Here is a 21,177-nt window from a genome sequence, read left to right on the forward strand (position 1 = left end):
GCTCAGCGCGGCGGCAGGCGCGGATGGGTTTCCTCGGCGCGCCACGCCATCCACCCGCCCGATACCAGCAGCAGCACGGCGGTGAAGCCGAACGCCGGCAGCAGGCTGCCGCGCGCCTGCGCGATCAGGCCCAGCACCAGCGCGCCCAGCGCATAGCCGGTGTCGCGCCAGTAGCGGTACGTGCCCAGCGCGGAGCTGCGCCAGTCCGGATGGGCGATGTCGGCCACGGCGGCGATCAGGTTCGGATACAGCAGCGCCATGCCGGTGCCCATCACCGCGGCGATCAGCAGCCAGGCGGCGACTCCCTGCACCAGCGTGACGGCGCCGATGCCCAGCGCCAGCAGCCACAGCCCGGCGATCACCGGCCGCTTGCGCCCGATGCGATCGGACAGCGCGCCGGTCCACAGCTGCGAGGCGCCCCACGTCAGACCGTAGGTGCCGGTGATCCAGCCGATCTGCACCAGGTCCAGCCCCTGCTCGTGCAGGTACAGCGGAAACAGCACCCACAGCAGGGTGTCGGCCACCTTGTTGGCCACGCCGGCCTGGCACAGCGCGGCGAAGGTGGGGTGGCGGAACGAGACGAAGGCGAACACCTGGTGCCAGCCCGCATGCGCGGACAGCCCCTGCGCAAAGCGCGGCGGCGGCCCGGCGTGCTGGCGCTGCGCGTGGCGATGGCTTTCCGCGCGCGCCCACGGCAGCGTCTCGCGCACGAACAGCGCGGCAGTGATCAGCCCTGCCGCGATCACCGCCAGCGCAAACCACAGCAGCGCCGCGCGCGGGCCGTAGTGGTGGCCGAGATAGCCGGTGGCGATGCCGGCCAGACCCACCGCCGCGTAGCCGGCGAACTCGTTGATGCCGGTGGCCAGGCCGCGCTGCTCGGCCTTGGCGATGTCCACCTTGCTGGTCACCGTCATGCTCCAGGCGAGGCCCTGGTTGACGCCGAGGAACAGGTTCGCCGCCACGATCCACCACCAGTTCGGCGCGAAGTAGATCAACAGCGGAATCGGGATCGCCGCCAGCCACCCCATCAGCAGCACCGGCTTGCGCCCGATCCGTTCGGACAGCCGCCCGGCGACGAAATTGAGCACGCCCTTGACCAGTCCGAACGAGATCACGAACGCCATCAGGTACACGAACGAGCGCGGCGGCACGCCGAAGTCGTGGCTGGCCACCACCGGCAGCACGTTGCGCTCCATGCCGATCACCATGCCCACCAGTGCCACCTGCAGCGCCTGCCAGACGAACTGCTGCAGGTTGATGCGGATGCCGGGCTGGTGGGCGTCGTGCGGCGAGCTGGATGGGGGCGGGAGTGCGGACGGGCTCATGCGCGCATCGTAGCGCCCGCTGTCCGCCGCGCAGCACGGTCCGTGTGGACCCTCAGCGCGCCAGCGCCACGCCGCCACTCATCGCGTGGCCGGCTGCCTGCGGCGGCTCGCACAGCAGCAGGCGATACGCCGGGTTGGCGCTCTCGTCGCGGTACGGATAACCCAGCGTGGCGAGGAAGCGTGCGAACAACGCGCGCTCGGCCGGCGGCACCTGCAGGCCGACCAGGATGTGGCCGTGGTCGGCGCCCTGGTTGCGGTAGTGGAACAGGCTCACGTTCCAGTCCGGATGCAGCTGCGCCAGGAAGCGGGTCAGCGCGCCGGGACGCTCGGGGAAGTCGAAGCGGTACAGCAGCTCGTCGTGCGCCAGCGGCGAGCGGCCGCCCACCATGTGGCGCAGGTGCAGCTTGGCCAGCTCGTCGTCCGAAAGATCCAGCACGCCGAAGCCCTGTGCCTCGAACGTGTGGGCCAGCGCGCGGCTCTCGGCGCGCCCGCCGGTGCGGATGCCGACGAACAGGTGCGCCTGCCGCGCGTCGCCGATGCGGTAGTTGAACTCGGTGAGGCTGTGCCGGCCCAGCGCCTCGCAGAAGCGGCGGAAGCTGCCGCGCTCCTCGGGAATGGTGACGGCGAACAGCGCCTCGCGCTGCTCGCCCACCTCGGCGCGCTCGACAACGAAACTGAGCCGATCGAAATTCATGTTGGCGCCGGAGCAGATCGCCACCAGCGTGGCGTCCTTCAGGCCGTGCGCGGCGGCGTACTGCTTGAGCCCCGCCACGGCGAGCGCGCCGGACGGCTCGGGCACGCTGCGGGTGTCGGCGAACACGTCCTTGATCGCCGCGCAGATGGCGTCGGTGTCGACCCGGACCATGCCGTCCACGTGCCGCCGGCAGATTGCGAACGTCTGCTCGCCCACCTGCTTCACCGCGGTGCCATCGGCGAACAGGCCGACCTCGTCCAGCAGCACGCGCTCGTCCTTCGCCAGCGACTGCGCCATCGCATCGGCAGCGGCGCTCTGCACGCCGATCACCTTCACCTCCGGCCGCACCGCCTTGACGAACGCGGCCACGCCGGCAAGCAGGCCGCCACCGCCGACCGGCACGAAGATCGCGTGCAGCGGCCCGGCGTGCTGGCGCAGGATCTCCATGGCCACCGTGCCCTGGCCGGCGATCACGTCCATATCGTCAAACGGATGCACCAGGGTGTAGCCGTGCTTCATCTGCAGCGCGGCCGCGGCGGTCTGGGCGTCGCTGTAGGAGTCGCCGGCCAGCACCACTTCCACCGCATCGCCGCCGATCGTGCGCACCGCGTCCACCTTTACCTGCGGCGCGGTCTGCGGCATGACGATCACCGCGCGGATGCCCAGCCGCGCCGCGGCCAGCGCCACGCCCTGCGCGTGGTTGCCGGCCGAGGCGGTGATCACGCCGCGCGCCCGGGCCGCGGCATCGAGATGCACCATCTTGTTGTAAGCGCCGCGCAGCTTGAACGAGAACACCGGCTGGTTGTCCTCGCGCTTGAGCAGCACCGTGTTGCCGAGCCGCCGCGACAGCGCGGGCGCGGCGTCGAGCTCGGTCTGCCGCGCCACCTCGTAGACGCGCGCGGTGAGTACGCGGCGCAGCAGGTCGAGGTGGGCTTCGCGGACGCCCATCGCGTTCACGCGCCGGCGGCCGGGTCCGACGCCAGCGCCACCGGCGCCGGCAGTTCCACCGCCTCGATCACGTCCACCAGCTTGCGCGCCTGCTTGAGGATCTGGTCGATCGAATCCTCGCCGCCGTGGGTCACCACGATCAGCCTTGAGACCTCGATGTCGGTGGTCGGCGCCACGTTGAGCGAGTCGATGTTGTAGCCGCGCGAGGAGAACAGGCCGGCGACGCGCACCAGCGCGCCGGCTTCGTTTTGCAGGAGGATGGAGAGGGTGTGCTTCATGGGTGGTATCGGATAAGGCCGGCGTGGTGTGGGCGTCAAAACATGTCCGCCGGCGAACCGTCCGCCGCTTCCGGCGGCGTGCGCGAGGCGATGTGCTCGCCGGTGATCATCTGTGCGTAGGTCATGCCGGGGCCGACCATCGGATAGACGCCCGCATCCGGATCGATGATCACCTCGAGGAAGGCCGGGCCGTCGAAGGCGAGGAAGTCGGCGATCACGTCGGCGATCTGCGCCGGCTGGTCCAGCCGCTGCGCCCAGGCGAACCCGTCGGCCTGCGCGGCCTTGACGAAATCCTTGGTGTGCAGGGTCTTGTCCGACGAGGCGAAGCGGCTCTCGAAGAACAGCTTCTGCCACTGCCGCACCATGCCGTCGCCGGCGTTGTTGAACACCACCACCTTCAGCGGCAGGCCGTAGGTGGTCACCGTTTCCAGCTCGCCGAAATTCATGCGGATGCTGGCGTCGCCGTCGATGTCGATCACCAACGCATCCGGCCGCGCGAACTGCGCGCCGATCGCCGCCGGCAGGCCGAAGCCCATCGTGCCCATCGAGCCGGAGGTGAGCCACTGGCGCGGTCCGCGGAAGTCGAAGTACTGCGCGGCCCACATCTGGTGCTGGCCGACGCCGGTGGCAATGATCGCGCGGCCGTCGGTGATGCGGTTGATCGCCTCGATCACCGCGTAGGGCTGGATCATCGCGCTGCTGCGGTCGTAGTTCATCGCGTGCACGCGCTTGAGATCGGCCACGTGCGCGTGCCACTCGGCGTAGCGGCGATCGCCCTGCGGGCGAAAGCCCTGCGCCTTGCCGTAGCGGCGCAGCCGATCCAGCGTGCGCACCATCGGGCCGCAATGGTGCCAGTCGACGGCCTTCACCTTGCCGATCTCGGCCGGGTCGATGTCGACCTGGGCGATGTAGCGCGCGCGCGGGGCGAACTTGGCCGGGATGCCGGCCACGCGATCGTCGAAGCGCGCACCCAGCGCGAGCACGAAGTCGCAGTCCTCCACCGCGTAGTTGGCGTACGCGGTGCCGTGCATGCCCAGCATGTGCAGCGCCAGGGGGCCGGTGGTGTCGACCGCGCCCAACCCCATCAGCGTGGTGGTGACCGGCAGGCCGAACGCGTCGGCGAACGCGCGCAGCGCCTCGGCCGCCTCGGCCGCGATCACGCCTCCGCCGGCATAGATCAGCGGGCGCTTCGCCCGGCCCAGCGCGGCAAAGAACGCGGCGCAGTCGGCGTCGGACAGGTGCGACTGCTCCACCGCCCGCATCCGCGCGCGGTAGCCGGGGATCGCCAGCTGCCCCTCGCCCTGGAAAGTCAGCGCCGCGTTCTGCACGTCCTTGGGGATGTCCACCACCACCGGGCCGGGCCGACCGCTGCGCGCCAGCTCGAACGCGGTGCGCAGGGTCGATTCCAGCCTGGCCGGCTCGGTGATCAGGAACACGTGCTTGGCGCAGGCACTCATGATGTTGGTGATCGGCGCCTCCTGGAACGCGTCGCTGCCGATCGCCGCGGTGGGCACCTGACCGCAGATCACCACCATCGGGATCGAGTCGGCCATCGAGTCGCGGACCGGCGTCACCGTGTTGGTGGCGCCCGGGCCGGAGGTCACCACCGCCACGCCGACCTTGCCCGAGGCGCGCGCGAAGCCCGCCGCCATGAACCCGGCACCCTGCTCGTTGGCCGGCACGATCAGCGGCATCGGCTCGCGGCCGTCCTCACGCGGGTGCTCGGCGTTGTAGCGGAACACCGCGTCGTACACCGGCAGGATCGCCCCACCGGAATAGCCGAACAGCACCTCCGCTCCTTCGTCGGCGAGCACCTGCACCACGATCTCGGCACCGCTCATGGCGCGGCCGGCGAGCGGATGCACGCCCGCCGGCGGCGCGAGTGCCGGCGCAGCGTGCGGAGCCTGACGGGTGTCCGGTGCAGCTTTCAGCGATGGCGCATTCATCAGCAAACATCCTCAACGGTGAGTAGGCCTTTCACGCCCTCCCCCGCTTGCGCGGGGAAGAGGGCTTGAAGCAACAGCGACCGGCATCCCGCAAGGCGCCGGCTTCTGGCTCCCTCTCCCTTGGTGGCGAAGCCGCCGGGGGAGAGGGCCTCGAGCGGCGTCAGCCCACCTTCTTCAGCGCCTCGGCGGCTGGCTTGGCGGCCGGTGCGTTGCCGGTCTGCAGCCACGGCATGCGGGCGCGCAGGGCGGCGCCGACCTGCTCGATCGGGTGGTCGAGGTCGGCCTGCTTGAGGCGCTTGTAGTTGGGCAGGCCGGCCTTGTATTCCTCGGTCCAGTTCTTCGCGAAGGTGCCGTCTTGGATGTCGGTGAGCACGTCCTTCATGCGCGCCTTCACGCCGGCGTCGATCACCCGCGGGCCGCTGACGTAGTCGCCGTACTGGGCGGTCTCGGAGACGAACTGCAGCATCTTGGTGAGGCCGCCCTCGTAGAACAGGTCGACGATCAGCTTCAGCTCGTGCATCACCTCGTAGTAGGCGATCTCCGGCTGGTAGCCCGCTTCCACCAGGGTCTCGAAGCCCGCCTTCACCAGCTCGCTGGCGCCGCCGCACAGCACGGCCTGCTCGCCGAACAGGTCGGTCTCGGTCTCTTCCTTGAAGTCGGTCTTGATCAGCAGCGCGCGACCGCCGCCGATGCCGTCGGCGTAGGCGTGCGCCCTGGCCTCGGCCTGGCCGCTGACGTCCTGGTAGACCGCCCAGATGCTCGGCACGCCGCGGCCGCGCTCGTACTCGGTGCGCACCAGCGCGCCCGGGCCCTTCGGCGCGACCAGGATCACGTCGATGTCCTTGCGCGGCACGATCTGGCCGAAGTGCACGTTGAAGCCGTGCGCGAACAAGAGCGCCGCGCCGGGCTTGATGTTCGGCTCGATCGATTCCTTGTAGAGGGTGGGCTGCACCATGTCGGGGGTGAGCACGGCGACCAGGTCGGCGCCCTTCACCGCCTCGCCGGGTTCCACCACGGTGAAGCCCTCGGCCTTGGCCTTGTGCCAGGTCGGGCCGTTCGGGCGCAGGCCCACGACCACGTCGAGGCCGGAGTCGCGCAGGTTCAGCGCATGGGCGCGGCCCTGGCTGCCGTAGCCGAGTACGGCGATGCGGCCCTGGGCGAGGAGGTTGTCGTTGTTCGTGCTCATGCGGTGACTCCTTGGGTGTGTGCTTGCGAGGATTTGGCCGTCTGGACGGTCGAAGCGGAGGGAGCGTCGGCGCGGGTGGTGGCGCCATCGGAGGCGGAGCCGACCAGTCGCGCGTACTTGGCCAGCGCGCCCTGGGTGACCTTGGGGGGTGGCGCTTTCCAGCCGGCGCGGCGGGCGTCGAGGTCGGCGGTGGTGCGCAGTTCGCGCCGCTCGCCGTCGATGACGATACGGTCGCCGTCGTGCAGCAGGGCAATCGGGCCGCCGCGCACGGCTTCGGGCGCGATGTGGCCGACCATGAAACCGTGGGTGGCGCCGGAGAAGCGGCCGTCGGTGATCAGCGCCACGTCGTCACCCAGGCCGCGACCGACCAGCGCCGCGGTGACGCCGAGCATCTCGCGCATGCCGGGGCCGCCGGCCGGGCCCTCGTTGCGGATCACGATGACGTCGCCCTTGGCGATGCCGCCGGACTGCACGGCGGCGAATGCGGCCTCTTCGCTCTCGAACACGCGGGCCGGGCCCTCGAACTGCGCGCCGGTCTTGCCGGCCAGCTTGAGAATGCAGCCCTCCGGGGCGAGGTTGCCGTAGAGGATCGAGTAGCCGCCGCGCGGCTTCAGCGGCGCGCTGACCGGATGGATCACGTCCTGGGTTTCGGCACGCGGCGCGGCGGCGGCTTCGGCGAACAGCGAGCGGCCGGTGACGGTGGGCGTGTCCTGCAGCATGCCGGCAGCGATCAGCTCCTGCGCCACGCGGGCGGCGCCGCCGGCACCGAACATCTCCACTGCGGTGTAGCGCCCGCCGGGCAGCAGGTCGGCGATCACCGGGGTGTGCACCGAGGCCGGCTCGAAGTCCTCGATGCTCCACTCCACACCGGCCTCGCGGGCGATCGCCAGCAGGTGCAGCACCGCGTTGGTGGAGCCGGCGGTGGCGGCGACCATGCGCGCGGCGTTCTGGAACGCGCTGCGGCTGAGCAGGTCGCTCGGGCGACGGTTGGCCTTCAGGCACTCCATCACCAGTTCGCCGCAGCGGTAGGCCGCCTGCTGCTTGGCCGGATGCGTGGCGGGGATATCGTTGAAACCCATCGGCGACAGGCCCAGCGTGCTGAGCACCATCGCCATGGTGTTGGCGGTGAACTGGCCGCCGCAGGCACCGGCGCCGGGGCAGGCGTCGCGCTCGACCGAGGTGAGTTCGGCGTCGCTGATCTTGCCGGCGCCGTGCGCGCCGACCGCCTCGAACACCTGCTGGATGGTGATCGGATGGTTGTCGTGGTTGCCGTGCGCGATCGAGCCGCCGTACAGCGCCACGCCGGGAATGTTCAGCCGCGCCAGCGCCATCGCGGCGGCGGGGATGGTCTTGTCGCAGCCGCACAGCACCACCATCGCGTCGAGCGAATGGCCGTCCACTGCCAGCTCTATCGAGTCAGTGATCACCTCGCGGCTGACCAGCGAGGCGCGCATGCCGGGCGTGCCCATCGCCATGCCGTCGGTGATCGCGATGGTGTTGAACTCCACCGGCGTGCCGCCGGCGGCGCGCACGCCTTCGATCGCCGCGTTGGCCAGCTCGCGCAGGTTGAGGTTGCACGGGCTGACGTTGGTCCAGGTGTGCACCACCGCGACCAGCGGCTTGGCGATCGCCGCGTCGTCCAGGCCGGTGGCCCGCATCATCGCCCGGGCCGGCGCGCGGTCCGGGCCGGTTTTCATCACATCACTGCGCATCACATGCTCCATCGGAACCAAGAGAAAGGCTTCCCCGCGCGCCCGGGACACGTCTGCGAGTACCGGGGAGGTGGGCCGCGCAGCGCGACGGGGGGTTGCCGGCGGGCGCGCGGGGCAAGCCAAACGGAGCCGGGTTCAGCCGCATGCGCGGCCGCCGGCGAAAAAGGCGTGGTGGATCGAGGCGTGTTCTTCCACCGCCATCAGCACGGCATCGCGCACCGCGGCGGTGCCGGCGTGGCCGCCGATGTCGCGGGTGCGCGGGCCGTGCTCCAGCACGTGGGCCACGGCGGCCTCCACGCACTGCGCCTCCTCCTCCAGGCCCAGCGAATGGCGCAGCAGCAGCGCGGCGGAGAGGATGGCGCCGGTCGGATTGGCCACGCCGGTGCCGGCGATGTCCGGCGCCGAGCCGTGGATCGGCTCGTACAGCCCGCGCGTGCCGTCGCCCAGCGAGGCGGACGGCAGCAGGCCGAGCGAGCCGGCCAGTGCGGCGGCCTCGTCGGTGAGGATGTCGCCGAACAGGTTCTCGGTGACCACCACGTCGTAGCGCGAGGGCTGGGTCAGCAGCAGCATCGCCATCGAGTCGACCAGCTGGTGCTCGACCTTCACGTCGCGGTATTCCGCGGCGAGACGCTGCACGACGTTGCGCCACAGGCGCGAGGTCTCCAGCACGTTGGCCTTGTCCACCGAGGTGAGGTGGTGGCGGCGCTCACGCGCCAGCGCGAAGGCGCGGCGCACCACGCGCTCGATCTCGGCTTCGGTGTACTTGCACTCGTCGGTGGCGGTGTCGGCGGTGCGCGTCTTGGCGCCGAAGTAGGCGCCGCCGGTGAGCTCGCGCACGAACAGCACGTCGACGCCGGCGAGCTTCTCGTTCTTCAGCGGCGACAGCTTGGCCAGCGCCGGATGCACCTGCAGCGGGCGCAGGTTGGCGTACACGCCCAGCGCCGCACGCAGGGCGAGCAGGCCCTGTTCCGGCCGCACCGGTGCATTCGGGTCGGACCACTTCGGGCCGCCGACGGCGCCCAGCAGCACGGCGTCCGCCTTCCTGCATGCCGCCAGCGACGCGGCCGGCAGCGGCTCGCCGGTGGCGTCGATGGCGCAGCCGCCGATCGGGTGCTCTTCGAAGCTGAACTCATGGTCGTAGTGCTCGGCCACGGCCTCGAGCACGGCGACCGCAACGGCGGTCACCTCGGGGCCGACGCCGTCGCCGGGCAGGGTGACGATATGGGCTTTCATGCGTGCGACTCCGGGAGGGTGGGTGAAGTGGGGGAGGGGCGGGTATCGGCGAACGTCATGCCGCCTCTCCCCTGCGTGCTTCGAACGCCGCGATCGCCTCGTCGTGCTGCAGCAGGAAGCCGAGCTGGTCGACGCCTTCGAGCAGGCAGTGGCGGGCGAAGGGTTCGAGCTGGAAGGCGATGCGGCCGCCGTCGGGCAGCGCGACGTACTGCTCGCGCACGTCGATGCTCAGCTCCACGCCGGGATGCTCGAGCAGCCAGCGGTGCTCGGCTTCGCTGACCATGATCGCCAGCAGGCCGTTCTTCAGCGCGTTGCTGCGGAAGATGTCCGCGATCTCGCTGCACAGCACCGCCTGGATGCCGTAATCGAGCAGCGCCCACGGCGCGTGCTCGCGCGAGGAGCCGCAGCCGAAGTTCCGCCCGGCGACCAGGATCGCGCAGCCCTTCGCTTCCGGCCGGTTCAGCGGGAAGGCGGGGTTGTCGCTGCCGTCGGCCTGGTAGCGCCAGTCGTGGAAGCACAGCCTGCCCAGGCCGTCGCGGGTGGTGGTGGTGAGGAAGCGCGCCGGGATGATGCGGTCGGTGTCGATGTTCTCGTCCGCCAGCACGGCGGTGCGCGAGTGGATGCGGGTGACGGGTTTCATGCGGCCTGCTCCTGACGGACGTACTCGCGCGGATCGGCGATGCGCCCCGCGACAGCCGAGGCCGCCGCGGTGGCCGGGCTGGCCAGCACGGTGCGCGCCCCCTTGCCCTGGCGGCCCTCGAAGTTGCGGTTGGAGGTGGACACGACCAGCTGGCCGGGCTGGGCGAGATCGCCGTTCATCGCGATGCACATCGAGCAGCCGGGCACGCGCCATTCGGCGCCGGCGGCGGCGAACACCTCGTGCAGGCCCTCGCGTTCGGCGTCGCGGCGCACCGCCTCGGAGCCCGGCACCACCAGCATGCGCACGCCGTCGGCGATGCGCCGGCCGCGCAGCACGCCGGCCGCTTCGCGCAGGTCGGACAGGCGCGAGTTGGTGCAGCTGCCGACGAACACCACGTCCACCGGCGTGCCCTGCATCGGCTTGCCGGCTTCGCTGTGCATGTAGTCGAGCGCGCGCTTTTCCTGCGCGTTGCGGGCGGCCGGCACCGGCGCGTCCATCGCGATCGCCATGCCCGGATGGGTGCCGTAGGTGACGGTAGGCTTGACTGCGGCTGCGTCGATGCGCACCTCGCGGTCGTAGGCGGCGCCGGCGTCGCTGGGCAGCTGCTTCCAGCGCGCCACGGCGGCATCCCAGGCGGCACCCTGCGGCGCGTGCGGGCGGCCCTTCAGCCACGCGAAGGTGGTCTCGTCCGGGGCGATCAGGCCGGCGCGCGCGCCCGCCTCGATCGACATGTTGCACACCGTCATGCGTTCTTCCATCGACAGCGCCTCGATCGCCGGGCCGCGGTACTCGATGACGTGGCCGGTGCCGCCGTCCACGCCGATCTGGCCGATGATGTGCAGGATCAGGTCCTTCGCACCCACGCCCTGCGGCAGCGCACCGTCGACATGGATCGCCAGCGTCTTCGGCTTGCGCTGCAGCAGGCACTGGGTGGCCATCACGTGGCCGACTTCGGTGGTGCCGATGCCGAATGCCAGCGCGCCGAACGCACCGTGGGTGGAGGTGTGGCTGTCGCCGCAGACGATGGTCATGCCCGGCCGGGTGGCGCCGAGTTCCGGGCCGATCACGTGCACGATGCCGCGGTCGGCGCTGTCCCAGCCGTGCAGGTCGATGCCGAACTCGCGGCAGTTCGCTTCCAGCTGCGCGACCTGCGCCCTGGCCTCGGCATTGGCGTAGGGGCGCTCACCGTCCGCGCCGGCGGGCAGGGTGGGGGTGGAGTGGTCCAGCGTGGCCAGCATGCGGTCGGGCCGGCGAGGCTTGAGGCCGCGCTCGCGCAGCTCGGTGAACGCCTGCGGCGAGGTCACCTCGTGCACCAGATGCAGGTCGACGTAGAGCACCGCCGGGGTGTCGGCGCTTTCGGGCGCCACCACGTGGGCGTCCCAGATTTTTTCGAACAGGGTTTTCGGAGCCGTCACGCCGGGATCTCCATGGAGGCGGGTTGGGAATGGGAAGCGCGGACGTGGGCGGCCGCGGCGGGCGCATCGACCGCCTCCAGCCAGCCCCAGCGATCCGCGGTGCGGCCGTCGAACAGGCCGAAAAAGGCGTCCTGCAGGGCGCGGGTGATCGGGCCGGGCTTGCCGGCGCCGACGGCCTTGCGGTCGACCGAGCGCACCGGCGTGATCTCGGCGGCGGTGCCGGTCATGAAGATCTCGTCGGCGCTGTACAGCGCCTCGCGCGGCAGGTCGCGCTCTTCCACCACGAGGCCGAGATCCGCAGCCAGCGTGATCACGCTGTCGCGGGTGATGCCGGCGAGGATGCCGGCGCTGGTCGGTGGGGTGAGCAGCTTGCCCTTCTTGACCAGGAACAGGTTCTCGCCGGCGCCCTCGCTGAGCAGGCCGTTGTGGCCCAACGCGATGCCTTCGTCGTAGCCGCCGCGGCGCGCTTCGGCCGCGATCAGCTGGCTGGACAGGTAGTTGCCGCCGGCCTTGGCCCAGCTCGGCAAGGTGTTCGGCGCGGGCCGATGCCAGGACGACACGCACACGTCGGCGCCCTTCTCGCGCGCGTCGCCGAGGTAGGCACCCCACTCCATCGCCATGATCGCCACGTCGACCGGCGCGCCGTCCTTCGGCAGCACGCCGAGCCCGCCGGCACCGCGGAACACGATCGGCCGCACGTAGGCCGAAGGCATCGCGTTGGCGCGGATCAGTTCGCGGCAGGCTTCGTTGATCTCCTCCTCGCTGTAGCCGATGGCGATGTCGTACACGCGCGCGGATTCGAACAGCCGCGCGGTGTGGTCGGCGAGGCGGAAGTACGCCGGGCCGGCCGGCGTGGCGTACACGCGCTCGCCCTCGAACACCGACGAGCCGTAGTGCAACGCGTGCGTGGTGACGTGGACGGTGGCGTCGGCCCATGGCACCAGGCGGCCGTTGTGCCAGAGGAAGGGCGTGCTCATCGGGGGCTCCGGAGGGACGGTGGCATGGGAGTGCTCACAGGTGCGCCACGGCGGCGGCTTCGCGGGCCGGCGCCTGGCGTTCGATGCGGTTGACGATGGCCAGCGCGGCCAGCGCGGTGGCTTCGACGATGTCGGTGCTGATGCCGTGGCCGCGCCAGTCGCGGCCGCCGTGGCGCGCGGTGAGCTTGGCCTGCCCCTGCGCGTCGCCGCCTTCGCTGACCGCGCGCACGCTGAAGTCGGTCAGTTCCACCGCGTGACCCGTGGCGCGCTCGATCGCGCGCAGCACCGCGTCGACCGGGCCGTCGCCGATCGCCGCCTCGCTGGCCTCGTGGCCATCGTCATGGGCCAGCTTCACCGAGGCGGATGCGCTGCCCTGATGCGTGCTGCTGTTGAGCTGCACGATCCGCCACGGCCCGGTCGCCTGCGGGTCCTGGCCCAGCGCGAGGGCTTCCAGATCCTCGTCGTGGATCTCGCGCTTCTTGTCGGCCAGCGTCTTGAAGCGGGCGAGGATGTCTTCCATCGCCGCCTCGTCCGGCGCGTGGCCCAGCGCTTCCAGCCGTTGGCGCAGCGCGGCGCGGCCGGAGTGCTTGCCCAGCACCAGCTTGGTCTCGGCGATGCCGACATCCTGCGGGCGCATGATCTCGTAGGTGCCGCGGTGCTTGAGCATGCCGTGCTGGTGGATGCCCGACTCGTGCGCGAACGCGTTCTCGCCGACGATCGCCTTGTTGCGCGGCACCGCCTGGCCGGTGAGCTGGGTCAGCAGGCGCGAGGTGGGGTAGAGCCGGCGCGTGTCGATGCGGGTGTCCACGCCGAAGTGCGGCGCACGCACCTTCAGCGCCATCACGATCTCCTCCAGCGCGGCGTTGCCGGCGCGCTCGCCGATGCCGTTGATGGTGCACTCCACCTGGCGCGCACCGGCGCTGATCGCGGCCATCGAATTGGCCACCGCCATCCCCAGGTCGTCGTGGCAGTGGCTGGAGAAGATCACCTTCTCCGCGCCCTGCACGTGGGCGCGCAGGTAGGAAAACAGCTCGATCATTTCCGAGGGCGTGGTGTAGCCCACGGTGTCCGGCGCGTTGAGCGTGGTGGCGCCGGCGGCGACCGCGGCGCTGAACACCTCGGCCAGGAAGTCGGGCTCGGTGCGAAGGGCGTCTTCGGCGGAGAACTCGACTTCGTGGCAGAGCTGCACGGCGCGCTCGACCGCCTTGATGGCGGCATCGACCACCTGGGCCTTGCTCATGCGCAGCTTGTGCTCGCGGTGCAGCGGGCTGGTGGAGAGGAACACGTGGATGCGCGAGCGCTGCGCCTTTTCCAGCGCGCGGGCGGTGGTATCGATGTCGCCGTCCTGGCAGCGCGCCAGGCCGCACACGGTGGTGGTTTTCAGCGTGCGGGCGATCTCCGACACGGCGGCGAAATCGTCCGGCGAGGCCTGCGGGAAACCCGCTTCGAGCACGTCCACGCCCAAGGCCTCCAGCGCCTGCGCCATGCGCAGCTTGGCCCGGCGGTCCATCGAGAAGCCCGGCGCCTGCTCGCCGTCGCGCAGGGTGGTGTCGAAGATCCGCACGCGGTCTTCGGCAGTGGGTGTGGCTACGTCGTGCTCGGGGTTCATCGGTGTCTCCGGGAAAGGCGGGACGCGGGCCAAAAAAAACCCCGCGCCGGTGTCGGTGCGGGGTCTGGGGGTGTCTCAGGTGTGTTTCTTTTGCCTGGACGCAGCCGCTAGCCCGCACCTCCGCTGGTAATGAGGAGTACGAGTACAAGGGAAAGAAGAAGGAGGCCGCCGCCGATCAGCAGCGGGTCGCCGACCGTCGTGGGACGACGGCTCAGGGCGAGGCTGTGATGGCTGTTGCGCTGCGACATGAAACCGACCTTAGGTCACCCGAAAAGGCCGCGTCAACAGTTTCATGTGAATCCATGCGAAAAAAGTTGTTTGGACGTCCAGATGTCCAATTGAAATTGGCCGCCAGCCTTTGTGCCACAAGGGCTGAGGCCCCATTCGCATGAACTGGCGTTTCTTCCGCTTCAAGTCTCGCCGCCTCTCCACACAGGCGCGGGAACGGGCGGCGGTGTGTCATGACGCGTCGCCGCAGCTTCCGTTCGCGCAGGTACGGATCAGCCGGGAGACGATCGCAGCCAGGCCTTCAACGCCGCATCGTCCGCGGCCATCGGCGTGGCGTGCGCCGGACGCGCCAGCATCGCAGACAGCGCCGCCGGCACCGCAACCGGATGCCCGATCAGCGGCTCCACCACGCTCTCGAACTTGGCCGGGTGCGCGGTGGCGACTACGGTCCAGTCGCTGTGGTCGCCGGCTGCGCGCAGTGCGTCGAGCACGTGCACTGCGGTGGCGGTGTGCGGGCAGAACACCTCGCCGTGGTCGCGGGCGTGGCGGGCGAGGGTGGCTCGGATGGCATCGTCGTCCACTGCGGTGGCGGGCAGGTCGCGGCGCAGGGTGGCGTCGTCGAAGGTCCAGCGCAGGCGCTCGACGTTGCTCGGCGCGCCCACGTCCATCGCGTTGGCGATCGTGGCTACCGCTTCGCGCGGCCGGTAGTCGGCGCCGGCCAGGAACTCCGGCAATGTGGCGTTGGCGTTGCAGGCCAGGTGCACGCGGCCGACCGGCAGGCCGAGCGCGCGCACCCACAACGCGGCCAGCGCATTGCCGAGATTGCCGGTGGGCACGATCAGCTGCAGCGGCTCGCCGCGTTCGCGCCACCAGGCCAGCGCGGTGTGCGCGTAGTAACTCATCTGCGGCAGCAGTCGGCCGAGGCTGATGCTGTTGGCCGAGGACAGCGGCACCTCGGCCTGCAGCGCGGCGTCGTTGAGCGCGGCTTTCACCATGCGCTGGCAGTCGTCGAAGCGGCCGGCCACGCGCAGCGCGCTGACGTTGTCGCCGAAGCAGCCAAGCTGGTGCGCCTGCCGCGGCGAGACCTTGCCGTCCGGATACAGGATCACCACGCGCACGCCGGGCCGGCCGAGGAACGCTGCGCCGACTGCCGCGCCGGTGTCGCCGGAGGTGGCGACCAGGATGGTCAGCGGGCGCGAATCCGTCCGCGGCAGACGTGCCAGGCAGGCGGCGAGGAAGCGCGCGCCGACGTCCTTGAACGCGGCGGTGGGGCCGTGGAACAGCTCCAGCACGTGGGCGCCGTCGGCCGGCAGCGCGCGATGCGGCACCGGGAAATCCAGCGCCTCGGCGCAGATCGCAGGCAGCGCCCCGGCCAGCGGGTCGCCGGCGAAAAACGGCGCGAGCAGGGTGGCGGCGGTGTCGGCCAGCGAGCCGCGCGGATAGAAGTCGGCGACGTCAAGCCGCGGCATCGTCTGCGGCACGTACAGGCCGCCATCGGGAGCGAGCCCGGCGGCGATGGCCTCGCTCAGGCCGGCGGCCGGACTGCCGCCGCGGGTGCTGACGTAACGCAGGGTGCTCATCAATGCCCCGCCTGATGGATGTTGGAGCGGCTCATGCATCGACTCCGGCGTCGAGCGAGGCGAGCACGCTGGCGGCCGGCCCGTCGACCGGGGCGACGAAGCTGTCGCTGTCCAGCCCGGCTTCGGCGAAGGCGGCGCGCATGGCGACGGCGGCGTTCTCCGCGTCGGCGCGGTGCTCGTACCAGCCGAACACGCTGGGGCCGGCGCCGGAGATGCTGGCGCCCATCGCGCGGTGATCGAGTGCGGCCTGCTTCACATGGGCGAAGTTCGGCACCAGCGGCGCGCGGCGCGGTTCCACCAGCACGTCCTTCAGGCCTTCGCGCACCAGCGCGGCCTCGCCGCGGTAGCAGCCGGCCAGCACCAGTGCGAGGTTGGCGCTCTGGCTGACGAAGCTGCCCAGCGGGTAGTCGCCGGCCAGCGCGGCGCGCGCCTTGCGCGTTTCCAGCACGAAGTGCGGATGCACCAGCGCGCAGTGCCAGCCGGCGGGCACGGGGATGCGCACCAGCCGGTCGTGCGTGGCCAGCACCAGGCCACCGAGCAGCATCGGCCCGATGTTGTCGCCGTGGCGACTGCCGCTGGCCACCGCCTCGCCGTCCAGCGCGAAGCCGTACAGCGATTCGGGCGGCAGTGGTCGTTCCAGCAAGGCGTTGGCAGCGACCAGCGCGGCCACGCAGGACGCGGCCGAACCGGCCATGCCCGAACCCAGCGCGATGCCCTTGTGCAGGGTCAGTTCGAAGCCGTGCGCCAGGCCCAGCGCCTTGCGCAGCGACACCAGCGCCATGCCGGCGGTGTTGCGCATCGGGTCGAGCGGCAGCTCGGTGACCACGCCGTGGATCGCGGCGATGCGCACCACCGGCTCATCGATGCGGCGCACCTCGGCGCGATCGCCGGCGCCGGCCATCGAGTGGCCGAGGATGTCGAAGCCGACGCCGACGTTGCCCACGCAGGCGGGGGCGAAGGCGTAGGCGTGCAGGGCGCGTTGCGGGGCGGTGGTCATGCGGTCTCGCAGTTGGGCGTTCATGCGCGCAGCTCCAGCGATTCGGCGATGCGCAGCAGGTCGGCGAAGATGCCGGCGGCGGTGACTTCGGGACCGGCACCCGGCCCCTGCACCAGCAGCGGATTATCGCAGTAGCGGCGGGTGGTGAACTGCACCACGTTGTCGGTGAGCCGCGAGTGGGCGAACGCGTGCGCGGCCGGCAGCACGGCGAGCTTGACGCTGGCGCAGCCGCGGGCGTCGAGATGGGCGACATGGCGCAGCACGCCGCCGCGCGTGCGCGCCTCGGCCAGCTTGGCGGCCATCGGGGCGTCCAGTTCCGCTAGCCGCTCCATGAACTCCTCGCGCGACAACGACGCCAGCGCGGCCGGCACCAGGCTTTCCACCGCCACGTCGTCCAGCGACAGTGCCCAGCCGGCTTCGCGGGCGAGGATCACCAGCTTGCGCGCCACGTCCAGGCCGGAGAGGTCGTCGCGCGGGTCCGGCTCGGTGTAGCCCAGCGCGTGCGCCTCGCGCACCAGCGCGGAGAACGGCTGCGCGCCGTCGTGGCGATTGCACAGCCAGGCCAGCGTGCCGGAGAACATGCCCTCGACCGCGAGCAATTCGTCGCCGGTGTCGAGCAGGTCGCGCAGCGTCTGCACCACCGGCAGGCCGGCGCACACCGTGGCCTCGTAGCGAAAGCGCGCGCCGCTGGCGGCACTCGCCGTGCGGATGGCCTGCCAACGCGCCAGCTCGCCGCTGCCGGCGAGCTTGTTCGGGGTCACCACGTGCAGCCCAGCGGCGAGCCAGCGCGGATAGTGCGAGGCCACCGCGTCGCTGGCGCTGCAGTCGATCAGCAGCGCATCGCGCGGTTCGAGGCCGCGCACGTGGGCGGCAAACGCATCGAGATCGTTCGGTCGCCACACCTGGGCGCCGCCGGCGCGGCCGTTGAGCTCGGCGTCGTCGCAATCCAGCCACATGCGCTTGCTGGCGACCACGCCGCACAGCTTCACGTCGACGCGGCCCTCGCGTCGCAGCCGCGGCTGGGCGGCGCGCAGCTGGTCGAGCAGCGCGCTGCCCACGCGACCGGGCCCAATCACGCCGACGGCGAGCTGGCGGCAACGCAGGGAGGGAGCCGCCGGCGCGAACGCCGACGGCAACGGTTTGGGATGTTCGAGCAGCTGGGGTGCGCAGGTATTCACGTAAGCCTCCGGATGAGGCCCGTGCTCGCTGCTGGCGGTGTCGGTGGTGTACGCCGGCCCGCCTCGTCGAGGGCGGGGCCGTTGCGTGATGGTGAAGCTAGTCGCGCACGGACACCCACCCCGACCGAGTGGTAATGGTCGTGGTGGTAATGGTGGCCGCGGCGCAGAAGAGGGTGTCGACGCAGCGCGCGCCAGCGCAGCGCACCACGCCGGGGAGGCGAGCGGGGCGGAGGCTGGCAGGGGCGTTGTCGATCGACATGCGACCGACGTTACGGGCGATGTTGCGCTGCGGTCAACAGGTGCAATTGCAACCATCCGCGCAGCGTGACGGCCGTCGCGCCCGACTCCGGGATCAGCGCTGGTAGTGGAAGCTGAGCAGGAAGTAGCGCCCCGCCACGTCGTCGAACGACGGACTGTAGGCCAGCGAGGGACGGCTGTAATACTGCGGCCGATGGTCGAGCACGTTGTGCACGTTGATGCCGATCCGCCAGTGCGCCAGGCCGCCGTAGTCGAGATTGAGATCGAGCAGGGTGAAGGCCGGCGTGTTGCAGTGGCCGGCGCTGCGCAGCCCGTCCGGACAGGTCAGCAGGCTGTTCGCACTGGCCTGGTAGGCGTAGTGGCCGGTGTAGCGCAGGTTGGCCGTGGTGACCCAGTCGCCGCGCGTCCATTCCACGCCGGCCAGCGCGGTGGCCTTGGGCTGGTCGGCGTAGCCGTCGTAGGGCTCCGGTGGCGCCTCGGGCGCGATCTGCCGGCGCAGCTTGGACAGCCAGTCCACGCCGAGGTTGAAGCTGAAGCTGCCCAGGTGCACGGTGTCGAGCCGGTAGCGCACGTCCAGGTCGAACGAGCGCACCATCGTCTTGCCCAGATTCACCAGTTGCTGGTCGAAGGCGTACAGCGCGCCCTGGGCGTCGCGCCGGAACAGTTCGGGATAGGCGTCCGGATGATCCAGCGCGTAGGACACCGGCAGTGCGCGAATCTCGTTGCGGCGGTCGACCTGGTAGACGTCCAGCGCGATGCCCAGCGCCGGCGTGGGCGCCAGCACGACGCCGAAGGTGAGGCTGCGCGAACGCTCCGGCTGCAGGTCGGGGTTGCTCACACTGTCCAGCCGCAGCGTGCACAGCGAATAGCCGTGGCCGACCGAGCGGGCGTTCACGCACGGCAGCAACGCATCGGGCACTTCCACCCGCACGCCGGTGGGCAGCAGCGCCTGCGGGCGATCGAGTTCGGGCAGGGTCGGTGCGCGGTAGCCGCGCGCGATGGTGCCGCGGAAACTCACGCTGTCGGAGACGTCCCACTTCAAGCCCAGACGCGGCGAGAACGCCCAGCCGAAGCCGCCGCTATGGTCGGCGCGCGCGGCCACGTTGGCAGTGAACCCCTTCGCCAGCGGGGTTTCCATTTCCACGTAGGCGGCGGAGATCCAGCGGTCGCCGCGGCGCACGTAGGGCGGCTGGAACTGGAACACGTCGCTGGCGATCAGCAGCGGATCGGGCTGGTCGTCCAGCTGCTCGCGGTAACCCTCGATGCCGGCGGCGAGGCCCACTTCGCCCAGCGGCCACTGCGCCAGCGGGCCGTCCGCGCGCAGGCTGAAGCCACTCTGGCTGGTGTGGCCGGTGCGCAGCAGCTCCGGCGACAGCGCGGCGAGCAGGGCCGGGTCATTGTGGCCGCCGGGCTGGTAGCTGCCGTCGGCCAGCGCCCGCTCCAGCACGCTGGAGCGCAGCAGGCCGCGCGCGCGGTCGGTGCCGGCGTTGTGCTGATCGTCCAGCCGCAGATCCCACTGCCAGTCGCCGGGATGGCCGCGCAGGCCGGCGCTGAGCTGGGTGCTGCGCGATTGCGTGATATCGCGGATCGGGCCGACGTCGCTGAAGGCGTAATTCACCACCCGCGCACCCCGCGGGGTGGCCGGGTCATAGACCAGCAACTGCTCGGTGGCCGGTCCGGTCTGCTGGCGCTGGCGCACCATGTTCCAGCGCAGGTCGGCGTAGGCCTCCAGCGCGCCCAGCGGATGGTCGACGTGGGCCAGCAGCGAGCGGCTGTCCAGGCCGGTCTGCAGCGTGGTCAGCGGACCGGAGGTGTTGGTGCACGGACCGTCCAGCGTGGTCTGCGTGCAGCCGCCGCCGGTGTTGCTGTAGCCGATCTGCCCGCCATCGAAATAGTAGGTGCCATCGCCACCGTCGCCGCCGTTGCGGGCCCAGCGGCGCGCGCTGCCCAGCAGGGGCGCGCGGTCGAGATAATCGGCGCCAAGCACGAGATGGCCGTCGTGGCCGAACGCCGTGCCGAAACTTGCCGTGCCGCGATGCTGCGCGGCATCGCCGCGCGAGGAGATGCCGGTGTTGCCGTCCAGCGCCACGCCTTCGAAGTGCTTGCGCAGGATGATGTTCACCACGCCGGCCATGGCGTCGGAGCCGTAGATCGCCGAGGCGCCGTCGCGCAGCACTTCCACCCGCTCGACCAGCGACAGCGGGATGCTCTCCAGGTCGTTGACCAGGCTGAACTCGCCCTGCGACAGGCCGTAGCCGGCCATGCGCTGGCCGTCGACCAGGAACAGCGTGGCAGTGGCGCCCAGCCCGTGCAGGTCCACCGCCGCCGCACCGGTGGCACCGGACAGCCCGTTGGCCTGGTAGAGCGCGTTGTCGCTCAGCGCGACCGGGGCGTTGTTCACGCGCACGCCCGGCTGGGCGCGCAGCAGCTCGAACAGGGTCTGGTAGCCGCTGTGTTCGATCTGGCGACGGTCGATCACGGTCAGCGGCGAGGCGGTTTCCATCGCGGTGCGGCGCAGGTGGGTGCCGGTGACTTCCACCGCGAGCAGCGGCACCGGCACGCTTTCCAGCGGCGCCGGCGGCAGCGCGCGTGGCGCCGGGATAGGCGCGGTTGGAGAGGCGTCCGCGCGGCGCAGCACGAAGGTATCGGCGTTGACCGCCTCGGCGGTGAGTCCGCTGCCGCGCAACAGGCGCGTGAGTGCCTCGCCGGCGGTGAAGTCGCCCTCCAGCGCCGCGGCGCGGCGACGGCTGGTCAGGTCCGGTGCGTACAGCAGCTGGATGTTGCCGCGCCGGGCCAGGAGGTGCAGCGCGTCGTCCAGCGACGTGCCGGCCGCAATGCGGTAGTGCCGGGTGGACGCGGCGGGTGCGCCGAGGGCGGCCGGCGGGCAGGCGATCAGCAGCAGCGCCAGCGCGAGCCCGTGCGCGGCGAGTCGACGACCGGGCGCGGCGAACGCGACGTGGCGCCGGGGCATTG

The 21,177-nt window shown here is 71.2% G+C and carries 16 protein-coding genes; all 16 read right to left on the minus strand.

Going from position 1 to position 21,177, the window contains the following annotated elements; genetic code table 11:
* Positions 1–2: 2 nt before the first annotated feature.
* The 16 genes from ISP17_RS18750 to ISP17_RS18825 all read right to left on the minus strand — a co-directional run bounded on the left by ISP17_RS18750 (position 3) and on the right by ISP17_RS18825 (position 21,175).
* Complete coding sequence (locus ISP17_RS18750) at positions 3–1,325, minus strand: MFS transporter (RefSeq protein WP_404635934.1); 1,323 nt, start codon at positions 1,323–1,325, stop codon at positions 3–5.
* A gap of 52 nt (positions 1,326–1,377) precedes the next feature.
* Positions 1,378–2,967 (minus strand): threonine ammonia-lyase, biosynthetic, encoded by a 1,590-nt coding sequence (gene ilvA, locus ISP17_RS18755; RefSeq protein WP_404635936.1) that lies wholly within the window; start codon positions 2,965–2,967, stop codon positions 1,378–1,380.
* Positions 2,968–2,972: 5 nt separating this feature from the next.
* On the minus strand, positions 2,973–3,245 hold the full coding sequence (gene ilvN / locus ISP17_RS18760; RefSeq protein WP_404635938.1) for an acetolactate synthase small subunit: 273 nt from the start codon (positions 3,243–3,245) through the stop codon (positions 2,973–2,975).
* A gap of 35 nt (positions 3,246–3,280) precedes the next feature.
* Positions 3,281–5,191: a biosynthetic-type acetolactate synthase large subunit gene (gene ilvB / locus ISP17_RS18765; protein WP_404635940.1), complete on the minus strand. Its 1,911-nt coding sequence runs from the start codon at positions 5,189–5,191 to the stop codon at positions 3,281–3,283.
* A 160-nt stretch (positions 5,192–5,351) separates the two neighbouring features.
* Positions 5,352–6,377 carry a ketol-acid reductoisomerase gene (ilvC, locus tag ISP17_RS18770; RefSeq protein ID WP_404635942.1) on the minus strand — a complete coding sequence of 342 codons (1,026 nt, stop codon included), beginning with the start codon at positions 6,375–6,377 and terminating at the stop codon, positions 5,352–5,354.
* Positions 6,374–8,089, minus strand: a complete 1,716-nt coding sequence (gene ilvD / locus ISP17_RS18775) for a dihydroxy-acid dehydratase (protein ID WP_404635944.1) — start codon at positions 8,087–8,089, stop codon at positions 6,374–6,376. Before ilvD ends, ilvC begins: the two co-directional genes overlap by 4 nt.
* A gap of 135 nt (positions 8,090–8,224) precedes the next feature.
* The gene (leuB, locus tag ISP17_RS18780; RefSeq protein ID WP_404635946.1) at positions 8,225–9,322 is read right to left on the minus strand and encodes a 3-isopropylmalate dehydrogenase; all 1,098 of its coding nucleotides are present in this window, start codon (positions 9,320–9,322) and stop codon (positions 8,225–8,227) included.
* Between the two features lie 55 nt (positions 9,323–9,377).
* Entirely contained in the window at positions 9,378–9,962 is a 585-nt protein-coding gene (gene leuD, locus ISP17_RS18785) for a 3-isopropylmalate dehydratase small subunit (RefSeq protein WP_404635948.1), read from the minus strand.
* Positions 9,959–11,377 carry a 3-isopropylmalate dehydratase large subunit gene (leuC, locus tag ISP17_RS18790; RefSeq protein ID WP_404635950.1) on the minus strand — a complete coding sequence of 473 codons (1,419 nt, stop codon included), beginning with the start codon at positions 11,375–11,377 and terminating at the stop codon, positions 9,959–9,961. Before leuC ends, leuD begins: the two co-directional genes overlap by 4 nt.
* On the minus strand, positions 11,374–12,354 hold the full coding sequence (locus tag ISP17_RS18795) for a branched-chain amino acid transaminase (RefSeq protein WP_404635952.1): 981 nt from the start codon (positions 12,352–12,354) through the stop codon (positions 11,374–11,376). The genes leuC and ISP17_RS18795 overlap by 4 nt, the downstream gene beginning before the upstream one ends.
* A 34-nt stretch (positions 12,355–12,388) precedes the next feature.
* Complete coding sequence (locus tag ISP17_RS18800; RefSeq protein WP_404635954.1) at positions 12,389–13,963, minus strand: 2-isopropylmalate synthase; 1,575 nt, start codon at positions 13,961–13,963, stop codon at positions 12,389–12,391.
* 107 nt (positions 13,964–14,070) lie between these two features.
* On the minus strand, positions 14,071–14,211 hold the full coding sequence (locus tag ISP17_RS18805; RefSeq protein WP_404635956.1) for a hypothetical protein: 141 nt from the start codon (positions 14,209–14,211) through the stop codon (positions 14,071–14,073).
* Positions 14,212–14,463: 252 nt separating this feature from the next.
* Complete coding sequence (gene thrC, locus ISP17_RS18810; RefSeq protein WP_404635958.1) at positions 14,464–15,771, minus strand: threonine synthase; 1,308 nt, start codon at positions 15,769–15,771, stop codon at positions 14,464–14,466.
* 31 nt (positions 15,772–15,802) lie between these two features.
* Positions 15,803–16,792 (minus strand): homoserine kinase, encoded by a 990-nt coding sequence (locus ISP17_RS18815; RefSeq protein ID WP_404635960.1) that lies wholly within the window; start codon positions 16,790–16,792, stop codon positions 15,803–15,805.
* A complete protein-coding gene (locus ISP17_RS18820; protein WP_404635962.1) occupies positions 16,789–17,946 on the minus strand; it encodes a homoserine dehydrogenase family protein in 1,158 nt (385 codons plus the stop codon). The genes ISP17_RS18815 and ISP17_RS18820 overlap by 4 nt, the downstream gene beginning before the upstream one ends.
* A 352-nt stretch (positions 17,947–18,298) precedes the next feature.
* On the minus strand, positions 18,299–21,175 hold the full coding sequence (locus tag ISP17_RS18825; RefSeq protein WP_404635964.1) for a TonB-dependent receptor domain-containing protein: 2,877 nt from the start codon (positions 21,173–21,175) through the stop codon (positions 18,299–18,301).
* Between the last annotated feature and the right edge of the window lie 2 nt (positions 21,176–21,177).

The organism is Dyella ginsengisoli, from assembly GCF_044904665.1.
In the GTDB taxonomy this organism is placed as follows: domain Bacteria; phylum Pseudomonadota; class Gammaproteobacteria; order Xanthomonadales; family Rhodanobacteraceae; genus Dyella_A; species Dyella_A ginsengisoli.